Genomic DNA, 14,287 nt, shown 5'->3' with positions numbered 1-14,287 from the left:
TCCCTACGAGGCGTCAGTCCAGGGTGATCTCGAAGGCGCGGAGGCGGCTCGGGGCGGCGGTGACGTCGATGGCGGTGATTGTGGAGTCGGCGAAGGTGAACCGGATGACCACGCAGAGCCGGCCGAGCGGGGCCATGACCAGCGCCGGGCGGCCGTCGACGAGGGCCGGGGCGGTGAAGCGGGCGCGGGGGGCCGAGGCGAGGGCGCTCTTGGCCACGACCAGGGCGCCCTGGAGGGTGAGGGGCCCGGCGGCGCCGGTGGCCTCCGGGTCGGCGCGCAGCTCGACCTGGGGATCGAGCAGCCTCAGCAGCGCCTCGAAGTCCCCGGTCCGGGTGGCCGTGAGGTACGCCTCGACCGCCTGACGGCGGCGGGCCGCGTCCGCGGTCTTCGTCCCGGTGCCGCCCCGGATCTTCGCGCGGGCCCGGCTGGCGAGCTGCCGGACCGCGGCGGGGTCGCGCTCCATCATGTGCGCGATGTCGCCGAACGCCACGTCGAACATGTCGTGCAGGACGAACGCGACCCGCTCCGCCGGGCTCAGCCGGTCGAGGACGACCAGCAGCGCCAGCCCGATCGAGTCGGCCAGCTCGGCCTCCTCCTGCGGGACGCGGTCGTGGTCGGCCGCGCCGAGCCAGTCGGTGGTGAAGCTCTCCAGCGACTCCTCGCGCCGGGTCCGCCGCGCCCGGAGCAGGTTGAGGCAGACCCGGGTGACCACCGTGGTCAGCCAGGCCGGCAGGTTCCGCACCTGCGCCAGGTCGGCGCGGTAGTACCGCAGCCAGGTTTCCTGGACCGCGTCGTCGGCCTCGGTGGCGGAGCCGAGCATCCGGTAGGCCAGTGCCCGCAGCCGGGGGCGCTCGGCCTCGAAGCCGGCCGGCGCCGAAGAATCTTGGGTCACCGTGTCACGTTCCTGCGTGGGGCCGGGTCGTAGCCCTGTTACACCGTCAACCTACAAGAGGGAGATACGGGCGATGACCTCCACCATCCTGGTCACCGGGGGTACAGGGCTGCTGGGCGCGCAGGTGGTTCCGCTCCTGCGGCGGGCCGGGCACACGGTCCGAGTGCTGAGCCGGCATGACCGCGACCCCGAGGACGGCGTGCGATACGTGGCGGTCGACCTCATGACCGGCGAGGGCCTGGACGCGGCGCTCGACGGCGTGCGGACCGTGCTGCATCTCGCCGGAGGCCCCAAGGGCGATGACGCCAGCACCCGCAACCTGGTCCAAGCCGCCCGGCGCGCCGGCTCCGTGGACCACCTGGTGCTGATCTCGGTCGTCGGCGCCGACGCCGTGCCGATCGGCTACTTCGCACGCAAGGCGGCGGCGGAGGCCATCGTGGCCGCCTCCGGCATCCCGTACACGATCCTGCGTGCCGCGCAGTTCCACGAGCTGGCGCTGAAGACGGTGCGGGCGATGGCCAAGGCGCCGGTCCTGCCGGCGCCCGGCGGGGTCCGCTGGCAGCCGGTCGCGTCCGGCGATGTGGCGGCCCGGCTGGCCGAGCTCACCCTGGGCGCTCCGGCGGGGCGCGTCTCCGACCTGGTCGGGCCGCGCGTCTACACCCTGGAGGAGCTCCAGCGCGGCTACCTCGCCGCGGTGGGCAGGCGCCGGATGAGGCTCCCGATCCGCGTCCCCGGCAAGATCGGCAAAGCCTACCGGTCGGGAGTCAACCTCAGCCTGGACGCATCCGTCGGCACCCGCACCTGGGAGGAGTTCCTGACCGCTCAGACCACCGGCTCCCAGCGGTGAGGGCGAGGACGGGCGCCCTGACGGTCAGGGCGCCCAGCGGGAAGGTGATGTGGTCCATGCGCCCCCACCTTCGGGACGACCGTAGGCCGCGCGGGCGAACCGGTCTTCGGCCGCCTTGAGGGCCCCGGCGTCCGGAAAGGACGCGTAGAACGAAGAGGACGGGTAGGGGAGGATACAAGATTTCGCAAAGGAGGAATGAACGTGACGGCCCATGTGGAGGTCGAACGCAAATACAAGGTCGGCGGCGGTTACAGCCTTCCGGACCTGCGGGAGGTGACCGGGCTGAGCACGGCGGCCGAACCCCGCACCCTCACCCTCACCGCCCGCTACTACGACACCGCCGACCTGCGGCTGGCGCGCCGCGGCATCACCCTGCGGCGCCGTACGGGCGGCACCGACGACGGCTGGCACCTCAAACTCCCCAGGGCCAAGGGCGGGCGCGACGAGATCCAGGCGCCGGCCGGGGAGGCCGCGAGCCCGCCACCCGCCGAACTGGCCGGCCTGCTCCTCGCCCACACCCGCGGCCTCCCGCTGGTGGCGGTGGCCGAGATCCGCACCGACCGCACCGAGCGCGAGCTGCTCGACCGGGGCGGCACGGTGCTGGCCCAGCTCGTCGACGACAGGGTCACCGGCGTCCGGCTGGAGCCGCGCGAGGAGGGCGTGGTCACCTGGCGTGAACTGGAGGTGGAACTCGTCGACGGAGAGGAGGACGTGCTCGACGCCGTCGGCGAGCACCTGACCGGTTCGGGCGCGCAGGCGAGCCAGGAGTCGAACAAGCTGTCGATCGTGCTGGGCGTCGCGCCCGCGCCGGACGGCTACTCCGGCGAGATGCGCAGCACGGTCCAGGTGATGTCCGCCTATCTCAGCGCACAGGCCGCGCGCATGCTGGCCTACGACCCCCGCGTACGGCTCGCCGACCACGACGACGACTCGGTGCACAAGATGCGCACCTCGATCCGCCGGTTCCGGAGCATCCTGCGCACCCACCGCACGATCCTCGACCGCCCGCGCGTCAAGCCCCTGGACGCCGAACTCAAGTGGCTGTCCGACGCGCTCGGCGAGGTCCGCGACCTGGAGGTGCTCCAGGCACGGTTCCGCGCCCAGCTCGCCGGCCTGCCGGGAGGCCGCTCCGAGCCGGGCTGGTTGCTGGATATGCGCCACCAGGAGCTGCAGGCCCGAGAGCGGCTGCGCGGCGTCCTGCGCAGCCAGCGCTATCTGGCCCTGCTGGACCGCATCGACGCGATGGTCACCGACCCGCCCGTCCGCCGCAAGGCGCACAAGGCGGCGCGCAAGCAGCAGCGGAAGATCGTGGCCAGGGCCCGGCGCAAGATGACCGACGCCTACCGCGAAGCGGGGAAGGCGCCGCGGGGCGAGGACCGGGACGCCGCCCTCCACAAGACCCGCAAGGCCGCCAAGCGGCTCCGCCACACCGCCGAGGCGGCGAAGCCCGTCCTCGGCAAGCGGGCCGCCAAGATCGCCCGGCGTGCCGAGAAGCTGCAGGACGTCCTCGGCGACAACCAGGACAGGATCGTCGCCGCCGGCCGTCTGGAGCGGATGGCCCCGGAGCCCGGCGGCGCCTCCGACGCCTCCGACGCCTACGCGCTGGGGGCGCTAACGACGCTCCAGCGCTACGACGATCCGCTGACCGACCTCCCCTCGACCTGGCGGAAGGCGGCCGACCCCAAGCTGGTCAAGCGCCTGTAGCGGGCACCGTTCACCCTCCTGCCGCGGCGGCGGCGCCCGAATCGGCGTTGGACGCGATTTCGGTCGTGCCGATGAGTTTCGTGCGGAGCCGTGGTCGATACGGCTGGACCCACCGACGGCGGCGGGCCTGTGCTGGGATCCAGCGCGTGAGGAAGCACATGGAGGCAGTGATGAGCGGCGACGACTCCAAGCGGGAGCACACCGTCCCGAGGGTGCTGGTGGCGGGGGCGAGCGTCGCGGGTCCCGCACTGGCCCACTGGCTCCGCCGGCGGGGGGCCGAGGTGACCGTGGTGGAGCGGGCTCCCGAACTGCGTCCCGGCGGGCAGGCGGTGGACGCGCGCGGGGTCGCCAGGGAGGTCATCGGGCGCATGGGGCTGGACGCGGCGGTGCGCGCGGCGTGCACCGACACCGCCGGCGCGCACACCGTGGACGCGGACGGGCAGGTGCTGGAGACCTTCCGCGCCGACGACGACGGCGGCGACGGGTTCATCGCGGACATCGAGATCCTGCGCGGGGACCTGTCCCAGGTGCTCTACGACGACACCCGCGAGGGCGTCGAGTACATCTTCGGCGACCGGATCGCCGGGCTCGCCCAGGACGCGGACGGGGTCGACGTGGTCTTCGCGGGCGGCGACCGGCGGCGCTTCGACCTGGTGGTCGGGGCCGACGGGCTGCACTCGGAGCTGCGGGCGATGGTCTTCGGGCCGCACGAGCGGTTCCTCCGCCACCTCGGGCACGTGCTGGCCTTCTACAGCGTGCCCAACGAGTTCGGGCTGGACCGCTGGCTCCTCGAACACCAGGACCAGGGGTCCGGGCGGTCGGTCCTCCTGCGGCCCATCCAGGACGCCACCCGGGCGATGGCCATGTTCTACCTCGCCGCGGCCGACTTCGACGTCGACCACCGCGACATCGTGGCGCAGAAGGCCCTGCTGCGTGAGCGGATGGCGGGCCTGGGCTGGTCGGCCCCGGACGTCCTCGCGCACCTGGACGACACCCCGGACTTCTACCTCGACCAGGTCGCCCAGGTGGTGATGGACCGCTGGTCGAGCGGACGGGTGGTGCTGCTGGGGGACGCGGCGTTCAGCTCCTCGCCGATGTCCGGGCAGGGCACCGGGCTGGCCCTGGTCGGCGCCTACGTCCTGGCCGGAGAGCTGGCCGCCGCCGGATGGGACCCCGGCGCCGGCGCCGCCCGCTACGAGGCGCGGATGCGCCCGTTCGTCGAGGCCAACCAGGAGATCGGCCGGTTGAACGCCCGCACCCGCGACGTCCCCGGGCCGGACGCCGAGCCGCTCCCCGACTTCACCGGCGAATGGTTCATGGAGCTGGTCGGCCGCGCGATCAACGGCATCGAACTGCCCGACTACGCCGGGGTGCCGGACTCCGCGGCCCCGGCCGGACCGCCGGTCACCTCGCCGGCCGGGCCGTAGGCGACACCTGACGTGCCGAGGGCGACCGCGCTTCACTGGTCGGCGCTCGCGAGGCCGGTCGAAGCGGGCGCCCGCGTGCCGTCGGGGGTCAACGCTCCACGCGGTAGTGCAGGTGGGTCACGCCCGGGGCGGGCAGGGCTTGGACGAGGGTGAGGCGGATGTGGCCGGGCAGCTCCTGGAAGAGGCGCCGGCCCGCGCCCAGCAGCACCGGCACCTGATGGACGACGATCTCGTCGACCAGTCCCGCGGCCAGGGCGGTGGTGAGCACGCCGCCTCCCATCAGGCCGACGTCGCGGTCGCCGGCGGCCTCGCGGGCGGCGGCGACCGCGTCCTCGATCGAGGTCGCGAACCGCTGCGCCGGCGTCGCCCCGGGAGGCGCGGGGCGATGGCTGAGGACGACCAGGGGGGCCGTGGGATGGGGGCTGCCGCCACCCCAGCCTCGGGCGTCGTCGTAGCTGTTGCGGCCCGCGACCACCGCGCCGACGCGCTCGGCGAACGGGTCGATGAAGTCGCGGGTGGTCTCCGACAGCCGGAACTCGGGCACGACGCGGCTGCGCGCCTCGCCGTTCCAGTACCAGTCGTGCAGGACGGCGCCGTCCCCGAGACCGCGCCCCGGTGCGGGGCCGTCGCCGGTGATGAAGCCGTCGACGGAGACGGCCATGTCGCACAGGAGCTTCGTCATAGTGATCGTTCGCTTTCTGGGTGTCCGGTGGGGAGGAGCACGTCGTCGGCTTCGCGGTCAAGGCGGAGCGGTCATCGGGCCAGCAGGTGCTCCAGGCGCGCCATCGAGTCGCGGACGCCGTGCTCCATACCGCTTTCGATCATGGCGTCGCGGGCCTCCACGGACCCGTGGACCGCGTGGATGTGCATGCGGGTGCGGTCGCCCAGGTTCGCGAAGGTGAGCGTCTCCAGGCTGACCTCGTCGGGACGGCCGTCGTACTGGAAGGTCTGCACGATCCGCTCGTCGGCCACCACGGCGTGGAACACGCCGTGGAAACGGTGCTCCCCGCCCCCGCCGCGGTGGATGTAGGAGTAGCGGCCTCCCGGTCTCACCTCGTACTCGACGACCTCCGTCGTCATCGTGGAGGGCCCGAGCCACCGCGGGATGAGCTCGGGGTCGGTCAGGGCGCGGAACACCAGGCCGGCGGGCGCGTCGAACTCCCGGACGGTGTCGATGAACGGGGTCCCGGGCCGGGCGGTGATCGTCGTCTCGTTCACTTGTCCTGCTCCTTCATGTCCTCCAGCACCGTGTCCAGGCGGCGGTGGCGCTGTTCGACGGCCAGCCGGTAGGCGTCGATCCAGGCGGTCAGCTCCTCCAGGGCGGCCGCGTTCAGATGGCACGGCCGCCGCTGCGCGTCCCGGCTGCGAGTGATCAGGCCGGCCGCCTCCAGCACCTGGACGTGCCGCGAGACCGCCTGCTTGGTGATGGCGAACGGCTCGGCCAGTTCGTTGACGGTCGCGTCCCCCCGCGAGAGTCGCGCGACCAGCGCCCGCCGTACGGGATCCCCCAGCGCGGTGAACGCCCGGTCAAGCCGCTCATCACGGTCGTCAACACTCATGTTGTTCAACCAATCGCTTTATCAACCGATGCGTTGAATATAGGGGCCGCGCCGCCCGGCGGTCAACCCCGGCCTTGTCCGGGCCCGGTGGTTCACGACCGCGGTCCGTGTAACCCGGCCGCCTATTACCAGCAGAGGTCCTGCCCGGTCGAAGGAGGCACGAAGTGAGACGCAAGCTCATCGGTGTTGCCGTGGCGCTCGCCATGACCGCCACGGCCATGCCCGGTCCGGCCCAGGCGGCCACCCCCAAGGAGGCGAGCTCCACGGCCGCGCCCAACACCGACCCCGCGACCGTCGCCGCGGCGATCAAGGCCGCGTACGACGCGTACAAGTCCTTCCTCGGCGGCGGCTCATCGGCGGCGGCCACCGCCCAGATCATCGCCGCGATCAAGACGGCCGAGCGCGACATCATCAACCACATCGACGCCATCGCCGCCGCCGACGCGCGCGCCTGCGCGCGCAGCGCCGTGCTCAACTTCCCCGACTTCGACAATCTGACCCCGGACAACAAGCAGTACTTCGCGCTGAGCGCGACCTCCTGCATCACCCAGATCGACAGCCTGCTGTCCACGGTGACCAGCGGTGCGGCCAAGGACCAGCTCGGCTTCTCGGTCAACGCCGTCGGCCCCATCGCGCTCATGGCGCGCAGCAAGGCCGGCCTGCACAACGACACCCTCGTGCCGCTCCTCCGCGAGGCCAACCAGAAGGTCAGCACCGGCCTGACGCCCAGGTGCGTCAACCTGTACGACGCCGACTCCCACCTCAGGCGGTGGTTCTGCACGGCCTACAACGGCTATCGGATGGACGCGGCCACCCTGCCGGATGCCCAGAGCCTGGCGATGGTGGACACCAGTTGGGACATCGCCAAAGACACGCTGACCCAGCTCGCGAGCATGTGAGGGCGCGCGAGCCCTCGACGCCCCGGGCCGTCTCCCAGGGAGGGCGGCCGGCCTGTCGCTCAGCTGCGATCGGTCATCGGGCCGAATCGGCCCCTCGGGCGGTGAAGAGCGTGCGAACCGCCGGTTCCGAGCGCAGCAGGTCCAGCGCCATCGCCGCGTGGCCGGGGACGTAGCCGTTCCCGATGAGCATCGTCACGTCGGCGGCCAGCCCCTCGGCGCCCAGCGCCGCCGCCGGGAACGACGTCGCCATCGAGAAGAACACCACGGTGCCGCCCGGGGCGGTCGCCAGGATCGCGCCGTGCTCGCAGCCCGGCACATCCACGCACACGACGGTCACGTCGGCGGGCGCCCCGAGCGCGGCGGCCACCGCCACCGGGTCCCGCGCGTCGGCGCGCACCACCGCGTCCGCCAGGCCGGTCCCCGACAGCAGCGCCTCCTCCCGCTCCGTCGGGACCAGCCCGATCACCCGGGACGCGCCCGCGCGGCGCGCCGCCGCCAGCGACAGCGACCCGCTCTTGCCCGCCGCGCCCAGCACCGCCACCACCGGCGCCTCCTCCCGCGCCGCGACGACGCGGTGGGTCAGCGCGGGCGCGCCGCACACGTCCATGACCGACAGCGCCAGCGGAACCGGCAGGTCGTCCGGCAGGACGGCGGCGATCGAGCGGGCGAACAGGATCGCGTGCCCTTCCGCCGGGACCTGCTCGGACCGGCCGTCCCAGCGCGCGAGCCCGTCGGTGACCGCCAGCGGCGTCAGCGTCAGCGAGACCAGGGTGGCGACGCGGTCGCCCGCCCGCAGCCCGAGCGGCGAGTCGGGGCCGGCCTCGTCCACGACGCCGACGAGCATGCCGCCCGACCCGGTGACCGGGTTGTGCATCTTGCCGCGCTCCCCGATGATCCGCAGCACCTCCGCGCGGATCGCGTCCGGGTCGCCGCCGTGCGCGGTGTGCAGCTGCCGGTAGGACGCGGCGTCCAGGTTCAGCCGCTCCACGCGGACGCGCACCTCGTCGGGGCGGATCCGCGGGTCGGTGTCCAGCCGCGACGCCGCCTGGGGCAGCACCCCCGCCGGCTCCAGCACGCGGCGCAGCCCCGCCGCGGCGCCCACGCCGCCCCCCTCGCGCACGGCCACCTCCACGCCCACTCGGCCCGGAAGATGTACCGGGCAGCACTGGTTTCATCGAAAGTCTTCCCGTAACGTCGGCTGCATACAAGACTTTTATGCGATCAATGTGACGCGAGGAGGCGGTCGACGATGACCACTGCCCTGCATCCGGACCGCGACGCCGCCGCGGCGACCGCCGCCGGCCGGGATGCTTCCGCCCAGCCCTACCTCTACCGGCGCCGGCCGCTGGAGGAGCCCGACTGGCGCCGCCTGCCCGGCTGGCGGGACGTCACGCGCGCCGAATGGGAGTCGGCGCAGTGGCAGCGCGCCCACTGCGTCAAGAACCCGCGCCAGCTCCGCCAGGTCATGGGCGACCTGCTCGACGAGGACTTCTACACCGATCTGGACCGCGACCGCACCGAGCGCGCGACGATGTCGACGCTGCTGCCGCCCCAGATGCTCAACACCATGGACGCCTCCTCCACCGAGGCGTTCCGCGCCGACCCCGTCCGCCGCTACATGCTCCCGGTGTTCGGCGACCGGCGGACCGACTGGCCCTCCCATCCGCTGGCCGCCCGCGACTCCCTGCACGAGGCCGAGATGTGGGCCGTCGAGGGCCTCACCCACCGCTACCCCACCAAGGTCCTGGCCGAGCTGCTGCCGACCTGCCCCCAGTACTGCGGCCACTGCACCCGCATGGACCTGGTCGGCAACTCCACCCCGACCGTCGACAAGCACCGCTTCCTGGTCAAACCCCCCGACCGGCTCGCCGCGATGCTCGACTACCTCCGCCGCACCCCCGGCGTCCGCGACGTCGTCGTCTCCGGCGGCGACGTCGCCAACCTCCCCTGGCCCCGCCTGGAGTCCTTCGTCGACGCGCTGCTGGACATCGACAACATCCGCGACATCCGCCTCGCCACCAAGGCGCTCATGGGCCTGCCCCAGCACTGGCTCCAGGACGAGATCCGCGCCGGCATGGAGCGCCTGGCCGCCAAGGCGCACCGGCGCGGCGTCCAGATCGCGATCCACACCCACGTCAACGCCGCCCAGTCGGTGACGCCGCTGGTCGCGCGGGCCGCCCGCGCGATGCTCGACACCGGCATCCGCGACGTCCGCAACCAGGGCGTGCTGCTGCGCGGCGTCAACGACTCCCCCGCCGCGCTGCTCGACCTGTCGTTCGCGCTGCTGGACGAGGCCGGGATCCTCCCCTACTACCTCTACATGTGCGACATGATCCCCAACAGCGAGCACTGGCGGCTCGCCGTGTGGGAGGCGCAGGAGCTGCAGCACGCGATCATGGGCTACCTGCCCGGGTTCGCCACCCCGCGGATCGTCTGCGACGTCCCCTACGTGGGCAAGCGGTGGGTGCACCAGCTCGCCGACTACGACCGCGAGCGCGGGATCTCCTACTGGACGAAGAACTACCGCACCGGCCTGGAGGCGGCCGACCCCGACGCCCTCACCCGCCGCTACGAGTACCACGACCCGATCCACACCCTGCCCGAGAGCGGCCGCGCCTGGTGGCGGGAACGTTCCGGGGGGCTTCAGGGGTGATGCGGACCGCCCGGCGCCTTTACGTTGTAGATTTCTAACGGGCGGGGCGGTCCCGCGAGTGCCTATCCTCGGACGGGTGACCTCCCTGAACGCGCGCGACCTCGCGGCCCGGTACCCGGTCGGCGCGTCCGCGACCGTCGCCGAGATCGAGGACGACCCGCACCCCCTCCTCGCGCGGCTGCGCGCGGGCGAGCCGGTGTCCTGGCTGCCCGCCCTCGACGGCTGGCTGGTGACCTCGCACGCCCTCGCGCTGCGGGTGATGCGCGAGGCGCCGGTGTTCACCGTCGACGACCCGCGCTTCTCCACCGCCCAGGTCGTCGGGCCGAGCATGCTGTCGCTGGACGGCCCGGACCACACTCGGCACCGCGACCCGTTCGCCCGGCCGCTGCGCCCCGCCCGCACCCGCGAGCGGTTCACCGCGTTCGTCGAGGCCGAGGTCGACCGGCTGGTGGGCGCCCTGGCCCCGGCGGGACGGGCCGAGCTGCGCGGCGACCTCGCCGGCCCGCTCGCCGTCGCGGTCGTCGCCGAGGCCCTCGGCCTGGACGGCGTGGACGCCGCGACCGTCCGCTCCTGGTACGGGGCGTTCGTCGAGGCCGTCTCCGCGATCACCGCCGGCGGCACCGCACCGGAACGTTCCAGCCAGGCGTACGCGCTGCTCCGCGACGCGGTCGTCGAGGCGATCCGCGCCGACTCCCCCGGTTCGCTGCTCGCCGAGGCCGCCCGCCACCCCTCCGGGCTCGACACCGCCGAGGTCGTCGCGAACACCGCCGTCCTGATGTTCGGCGGCATCGACACCACCGAGGGCATGGTCGCCAACCTGGCGTTCCACCTGCTCGGGCACCCCGAGCAGCTCCGGCTCGTCCTGGAGGACCCCGGCCTGCTGCCCGCCGCCGTCGAGGAGTCGCTGCGGCTGGAGCCCTCGGCGTCGGTCGTCGACCGCTACGCCACCCGCGACGTCGTGCTCGGCGGGGCGAGCGTCCAGGCCGGCGACCTGGTGCGGGTGTCGCTGGCGGGCGCCAACCGCGACCCGGCGGTCTTCGCCGACCCCGACCGGTTCGACATCCGGCGCGCCGACGCCGCCGAGCACCTGGCGTTCGCGCACGGCCCGCACTTCTGCTTCGGCGCCCCCCTCGCGCGGCTGGAGGCCCGCACCGCGCTCGCCGCCCTGCTGGACCGGCTGCCCGGCCTGCGGCTCGACCCGTCCCGGCCGTCCGCGCCGCACGGGCTGGTGTTCCGCAAGCCGCCGCACCTGCACGTCCGGTGGGACGCGCCCGCATGACCGCGCCGCCCTGACCGCGCGGCGTTTGTGGGAACATCTCCAAATGATCGTGGAACGCCAGGTCGAGCTGCGTTTCGGCCAAGAGAGCCGGGACGCCGAGACCCACACCAACCTGTCCGCCGTGCGCCGCGACGGCCGCTGCCTGTGGACGGCCGGCGACGAGACCGCCACCATCGAGCGGCTCACGGCCGTGACCGGCGCGGACGGCCGGGTCACCGGGTACGGCGAGCACGTCACGGTCGCGCTGGCCGACCTCGTCCCGCTGCCCGCGGGCCCCGACGAGGAGGCCGACATCGAGGGCCTGGCCCGCGCCGACGGATGGCTGTGGGCGATCGGCTCGCACAGCCTCAAGCGCAAGAAGATCAAGCCGGGGCAGTCCGGCGCGAAGGCCCGCAAGCGGCTGGCGACGGTCGTCCGCGAGGACAACCGCTACATCATCGCGCGGCTCCCCCTGGTCCCCGGGGAGGACGGGCTGCCCGAGGTCGCCCCCGACGCCCCCGGCGAGGGCGGCACCCGCACCGCCGCCGTCCTCGGCGGGCGCGGCGACTCCCTCACCGACCTGCTCGCCGACGACCCCCACCTGGCGCCGTTCCTGTCGATCCCGAGCAAGGACAACGGCCTCGACGTCGAGGGCATCGCCGCGCACGGCGACCGCCTCTACATCGGCCTGCGCGGGCCCGTGCTGCGCGGCTGGGCCGTCCTGGTCGAGATCCGCCCCGGCACGGACCGCCGCGACCCCCGGCGGCTGCGGGCGCTGCCGGTCGGCGACGATGACGACGAGCTGTACCGCACCCACTTCCTCGACCTCGGCGGGCTCGGCATCCGCGACCTGTGCCCGCACGGCGACGACCTGCTCATCCTCACCGGCCCCAGCATGGACCTGGACGGGCCGGTCCGCGTCGTGCGGTGGCGCGGCGCGGCCAAGACCGACGCCGCCGAGATCGTCCCCGCGTCCGAGCTGGAGGTGCTGGGCGAGCTGCCCTACGGCGACGGCGACGACCACGCCGAGGGCATCGCCGTGCTGGACGAGCCCGACGGCTCCGGCCTCCGCGTCCTGGTCGTCTACGACAGCCCCTCCCCCGCCCGGCTCACCGCCGACGGCGGCGTCCTCGCCGACGTGATCGTGCTTCCATGATCGAATGGTCGGGCGACGACCTGATGATCCGGGACGCGGTGCGCGGCTGGGTCGACGCGGAGGTCCGCCCGCATCTGGACGCGCTGGAGTCCGGCGAGCTGCCGCCCTACGGGCTCCTGCGGAACCTGTACCGGACGTTCGGCCTGGACGAGATGGCGCGCTCCTCCTTCCACGCCCGGCGGTCCGGCGAACGGAAGGCGGAGGGTGAGCGCGGCGCGGACCCGGCGATGACGCTGCTGCCCGTCATCGAGATGTGCCGGGTCGCGCCCGGCCTGGTCTCGGCGCTGGGCGTCAGCCTCGGCCTCGCCGCCGGAACGATCATGAAGCGGGGCACCGCCGAGCAGCGCCGGCGCTGGGGCCTGGACCTGCTCACGCTCGACAAGGTCGGCGCGTGGGCGATCACCGAGACCGGGTCGGGCTCCGACGCGTTCGGCGGGATGCGCACCACCGCGCGGCGCTCCGGCGACGGGTACGTCATCGACGGCGCCAAGACGTTCATCACCAACGGCCCCTACGCCGACACCGTCGTCCTGTACTGCAAGCTCGACGACGGGCGCGAGCCGCGCGACCGGGAGATCCTCACCTTCGTCCTCGACCGCGGCATGGAGGGCCTGGAGCAGACCGGGCCGCTGCGCAAGATGGGCCTGCACTCCTCCCCCACCGGCGAGCTGTTCCTGGACGGCGTCCGCGCGGGCGCCGACCGGCTGCTGGCCTCCGGCGCGGGCGGCGGCAAGGAGTCGGCGCGGCAGAACTTCGTCACCGAGCGCGCCGGGGTCGCCGCGATGGCGCTCGGCGTCATCGAGGAGTGCCTGAAGCTGTCGGTGGAGTACGCGCGGGACCGCGAGCTGTGGGGGCGGCCGATCGGCGACTTCCAGCTCATCCAGCTCAAGCTGGCCACGATGGAGGTCGCGCGGCTCAACGTCCAGAACCTGGTGTTCCGCCACGTCGAGATGCAGCGGGCCGGCCGGTCGCCCACGCTCGCCGAGGCGTCGGCGATGAAGCTGTACGCGGCGCGCGCCGCGAGCGAGGTCGCGCAGGAGGCCGTGCAGCTGTTCGGCGGCAACGGCTACATGAGCGAGTACCGGGTGGAGCAGCTCGCCCGCGACGCCCGCTCGTTCCAGATCTACGCGGGCACCGACGAGATCCAGGTGACGCACATCGCGCGCGACCTCCTCTCGCGCCACGAAGAAGACGACGACGAACATTGACCCCGCCGGCCCGAACTTTTCCGGAGGGCCCGGCATCGAAGGCGGTGGGGGGCGGGTGAGGGCGATCGCCCGGCCCCTCGCTTTTTCTGGACAGGCGTCGACGGGAACTGGATACTCACAGCATGGACGGTCGGCCCTCATATCCGGTGCGGGCGTCCGACATGGAACGCGACCGGGTCCTGCGCGTGCTCGGCGAACGCGTCGCCGAGGGACGGATGTCGCACGAGACGTTCGAGCGCCGCGTCGACCAGGTGCTGCGGGCGCGCAGCCAGGCCGAGCTGGCCGACATCGTGCACGACCTGCCGCCCGCCGGCCGGGTGCTCGGCCGGCTGACCGGCATCATCTCCTCGGTGTCGCAGGTGACCGCGCGGATCGAGGCGGCCTGGCGGGCGCCCCGGCTGCCCCGCTTCACGCTGCCGCCCGGCGAGGCGTCCCGCATCGTCGTGGGCCGCGCCCCGGGCTGCCAGTTCATCCTCACCGACCTGACCGTGTCCCGGTTCCACGCCGAGATCTACGGCGCCGAGGAGGGATGGATGATCTCCGACCTCGGCTCGATGAACGGCACCCGGGTCAACGGCTGGCGGCTGACCGCCCCGGCGCGCGTCCGCCCCGGCGACGAGGTCGGCTTCGGCAACGCCGCCTTCATCGTCGCGGCGCCGCTGCCCGGCGCCCCCTGACGCGCCC

The 14,287-nt window shown here is 73.5% G+C and carries 14 protein-coding genes; 9 read left to right on the top strand and 5 right to left on the bottom strand.

Features of this window, described 5'->3' with window-relative positions; translation table 11 throughout:
* Positions 1 to 13: 13 nt before the first annotated feature.
* The gene (locus KLI87_RS27570) at positions 14 to 892 is read right to left on the bottom strand and encodes a sigma-70 family RNA polymerase sigma factor (protein ID WP_308166225.1); all 879 of its coding nucleotides are present in this window, start codon (positions 890 to 892) and stop codon (positions 14 to 16) included.
* Positions 893 to 965: 73 nt separating this feature from the next.
* Between KLI87_RS27570 and KLI87_RS27565 the strand changes: the two genes are divergently transcribed.
* From KLI87_RS27565 to KLI87_RS27555, 3 genes are all read left to right on the top strand, one after another.
* On the top strand, positions 966 to 1,739 hold the full coding sequence (locus tag KLI87_RS27565) for an SDR family oxidoreductase (RefSeq protein WP_214619276.1): 774 nt from the start codon (positions 966 to 968) through the stop codon (positions 1,737 to 1,739).
* A 201-nt stretch (positions 1,740 to 1,940) separates the two neighbouring features.
* Positions 1,941 to 3,443 (top strand): CYTH and CHAD domain-containing protein, encoded by a 1,503-nt coding sequence (locus KLI87_RS27560; protein ID WP_214619275.1) that lies wholly within the window; start codon positions 1,941 to 1,943, stop codon positions 3,441 to 3,443.
* A gap of 170 nt (positions 3,444 to 3,613) precedes the next feature.
* Positions 3,614 to 4,870, top strand: coding sequence for an FAD-dependent monooxygenase (locus tag KLI87_RS27555; protein ID WP_214619274.1), 1,257 nt, complete (start codon positions 3,614 to 3,616; stop codon positions 4,868 to 4,870).
* An 88-nt stretch (positions 4,871 to 4,958) separates the two neighbouring features.
* On the opposite strand, the gene KLI87_RS27550 is transcribed toward KLI87_RS27555, so the two are convergent.
* The 3 genes from KLI87_RS27550 to KLI87_RS27540 form a co-directional block, all read right to left on the bottom strand.
* Positions 4,959 to 5,552 (bottom strand): dihydrofolate reductase family protein, encoded by a 594-nt coding sequence (locus tag KLI87_RS27550; RefSeq protein ID WP_214619273.1) that lies wholly within the window; start codon positions 5,550 to 5,552, stop codon positions 4,959 to 4,961.
* A 71-nt stretch (positions 5,553 to 5,623) separates the two neighbouring features.
* A complete protein-coding gene (locus KLI87_RS27545) occupies positions 5,624 to 6,088 on the bottom strand; it encodes an SRPBCC family protein (protein ID WP_214619272.1) in 465 nt (154 codons plus the stop codon).
* Complete coding sequence (locus tag KLI87_RS27540; protein WP_214619271.1) at positions 6,085 to 6,429, bottom strand: helix-turn-helix transcriptional regulator; 345 nt, start codon at positions 6,427 to 6,429, stop codon at positions 6,085 to 6,087. The genes KLI87_RS27545 and KLI87_RS27540 overlap by 4 nt, the downstream gene beginning before the upstream one ends.
* 164 nt (positions 6,430 to 6,593) lie before the next feature.
* On the opposite strand from KLI87_RS27540, the gene KLI87_RS27535 reads away from it, so the two are divergent.
* Entirely contained in the window at positions 6,594 to 7,328 is a 735-nt protein-coding gene (locus tag KLI87_RS27535; RefSeq protein ID WP_214619270.1) for a hypothetical protein, read from the top strand.
* A 73-nt stretch (positions 7,329 to 7,401) separates the two neighbouring features.
* On the opposite strand, the gene KLI87_RS27530 is transcribed toward KLI87_RS27535, so the two are convergent.
* The gene (locus KLI87_RS27530) at positions 7,402 to 8,448 is read right to left on the bottom strand and encodes a zinc-binding dehydrogenase (RefSeq protein WP_214619269.1); all 1,047 of its coding nucleotides are present in this window, start codon (positions 8,446 to 8,448) and stop codon (positions 7,402 to 7,404) included.
* Positions 8,449 to 8,577: 129 nt separating this feature from the next.
* Between KLI87_RS27530 and KLI87_RS27525 the strand changes: the two genes are divergently transcribed.
* The 5 genes from KLI87_RS27525 to KLI87_RS27505 all read left to right on the top strand — a co-directional run bounded on the left by KLI87_RS27525 (position 8,578) and on the right by KLI87_RS27505 (position 14,280).
* Positions 8,578 to 9,981 carry a KamA family radical SAM protein gene (locus KLI87_RS27525; RefSeq protein WP_156216740.1) on the top strand — a complete coding sequence of 468 codons (1,404 nt, stop codon included), beginning with the start codon at positions 8,578 to 8,580 and terminating at the stop codon, positions 9,979 to 9,981.
* Positions 9,982 to 10,057: 76 nt separating this feature from the next.
* Complete coding sequence (locus tag KLI87_RS27520; protein ID WP_308166223.1) at positions 10,058 to 11,260, top strand: cytochrome P450; 1,203 nt, start codon at positions 10,058 to 10,060, stop codon at positions 11,258 to 11,260.
* Positions 11,261 to 11,303: 43 nt separating this feature from the next.
* Complete coding sequence (locus KLI87_RS27515) at positions 11,304 to 12,395, top strand: DUF3616 domain-containing protein (RefSeq protein ID WP_214619268.1); 1,092 nt, start codon at positions 11,304 to 11,306, stop codon at positions 12,393 to 12,395.
* The gene (locus KLI87_RS27510; protein ID WP_214619267.1) at positions 12,392 to 13,603 is read left to right on the top strand and encodes an acyl-CoA dehydrogenase family protein; all 1,212 of its coding nucleotides are present in this window, start codon (positions 12,392 to 12,394) and stop codon (positions 13,601 to 13,603) included. The genes KLI87_RS27515 and KLI87_RS27510 overlap by 4 nt, the downstream gene beginning before the upstream one ends.
* Positions 13,604 to 13,725: 122 nt before the next feature.
* Entirely contained in the window at positions 13,726 to 14,280 is a 555-nt protein-coding gene (locus tag KLI87_RS27505) for a DUF1707 and FHA domain-containing protein (RefSeq protein WP_214619266.1), read from the top strand.
* The last annotated feature ends 7 nt before the right edge of the window (positions 14,281 to 14,287 follow it).

The organism is Actinomadura sp. NEAU-AAG7 (assembly GCF_018603865.1).
GTDB classification, from domain to species: domain Bacteria; phylum Actinomycetota; class Actinomycetes; order Streptosporangiales; family Streptosporangiaceae; genus Spirillospora; species Spirillospora litoris.
Note: the sequence above shows the minus strand (reverse complement) of the source record. Positions and strands in the feature narration are given on the sequence as shown.

Coding starts and splice junctions, on each gene's coding strand:
- KLI87_RS27510 (WP_214619267.1), top strand. CDS start 12,392: ATGATCGAATGGTCGGGCGACGACCTGATGATCCGGGACGCGGTGCGC.
- KLI87_RS27550 (WP_214619273.1), bottom strand. CDS start 5,552: ATGACGAAGCTCCTGTGCGACATGGCCGTCTCCGTCGACGGCTTCATC.
- KLI87_RS27565 (WP_214619276.1), top strand. CDS start 966: ATGACCTCCACCATCCTGGTCACCGGGGGTACAGGGCTGCTGGGCGCG.
- KLI87_RS27540 (WP_214619271.1), bottom strand. CDS start 6,429: ATGAGTGTTGACGACCGTGATGAGCGGCTTGACCGGGCGTTCACCGCG.
- KLI87_RS27505 (WP_214619266.1), top strand. CDS start 13,726: ATGGACGGTCGGCCCTCATATCCGGTGCGGGCGTCCGACATGGAACGC.
- KLI87_RS27525 (WP_156216740.1), top strand. CDS start 8,578: ATGACCACTGCCCTGCATCCGGACCGCGACGCCGCCGCGGCGACCGCC.
- KLI87_RS27515 (WP_214619268.1), top strand. CDS start 11,304: ATGATCGTGGAACGCCAGGTCGAGCTGCGTTTCGGCCAAGAGAGCCGG.
- KLI87_RS27555 (WP_214619274.1), top strand. CDS start 3,614: ATGAGCGGCGACGACTCCAAGCGGGAGCACACCGTCCCGAGGGTGCTG.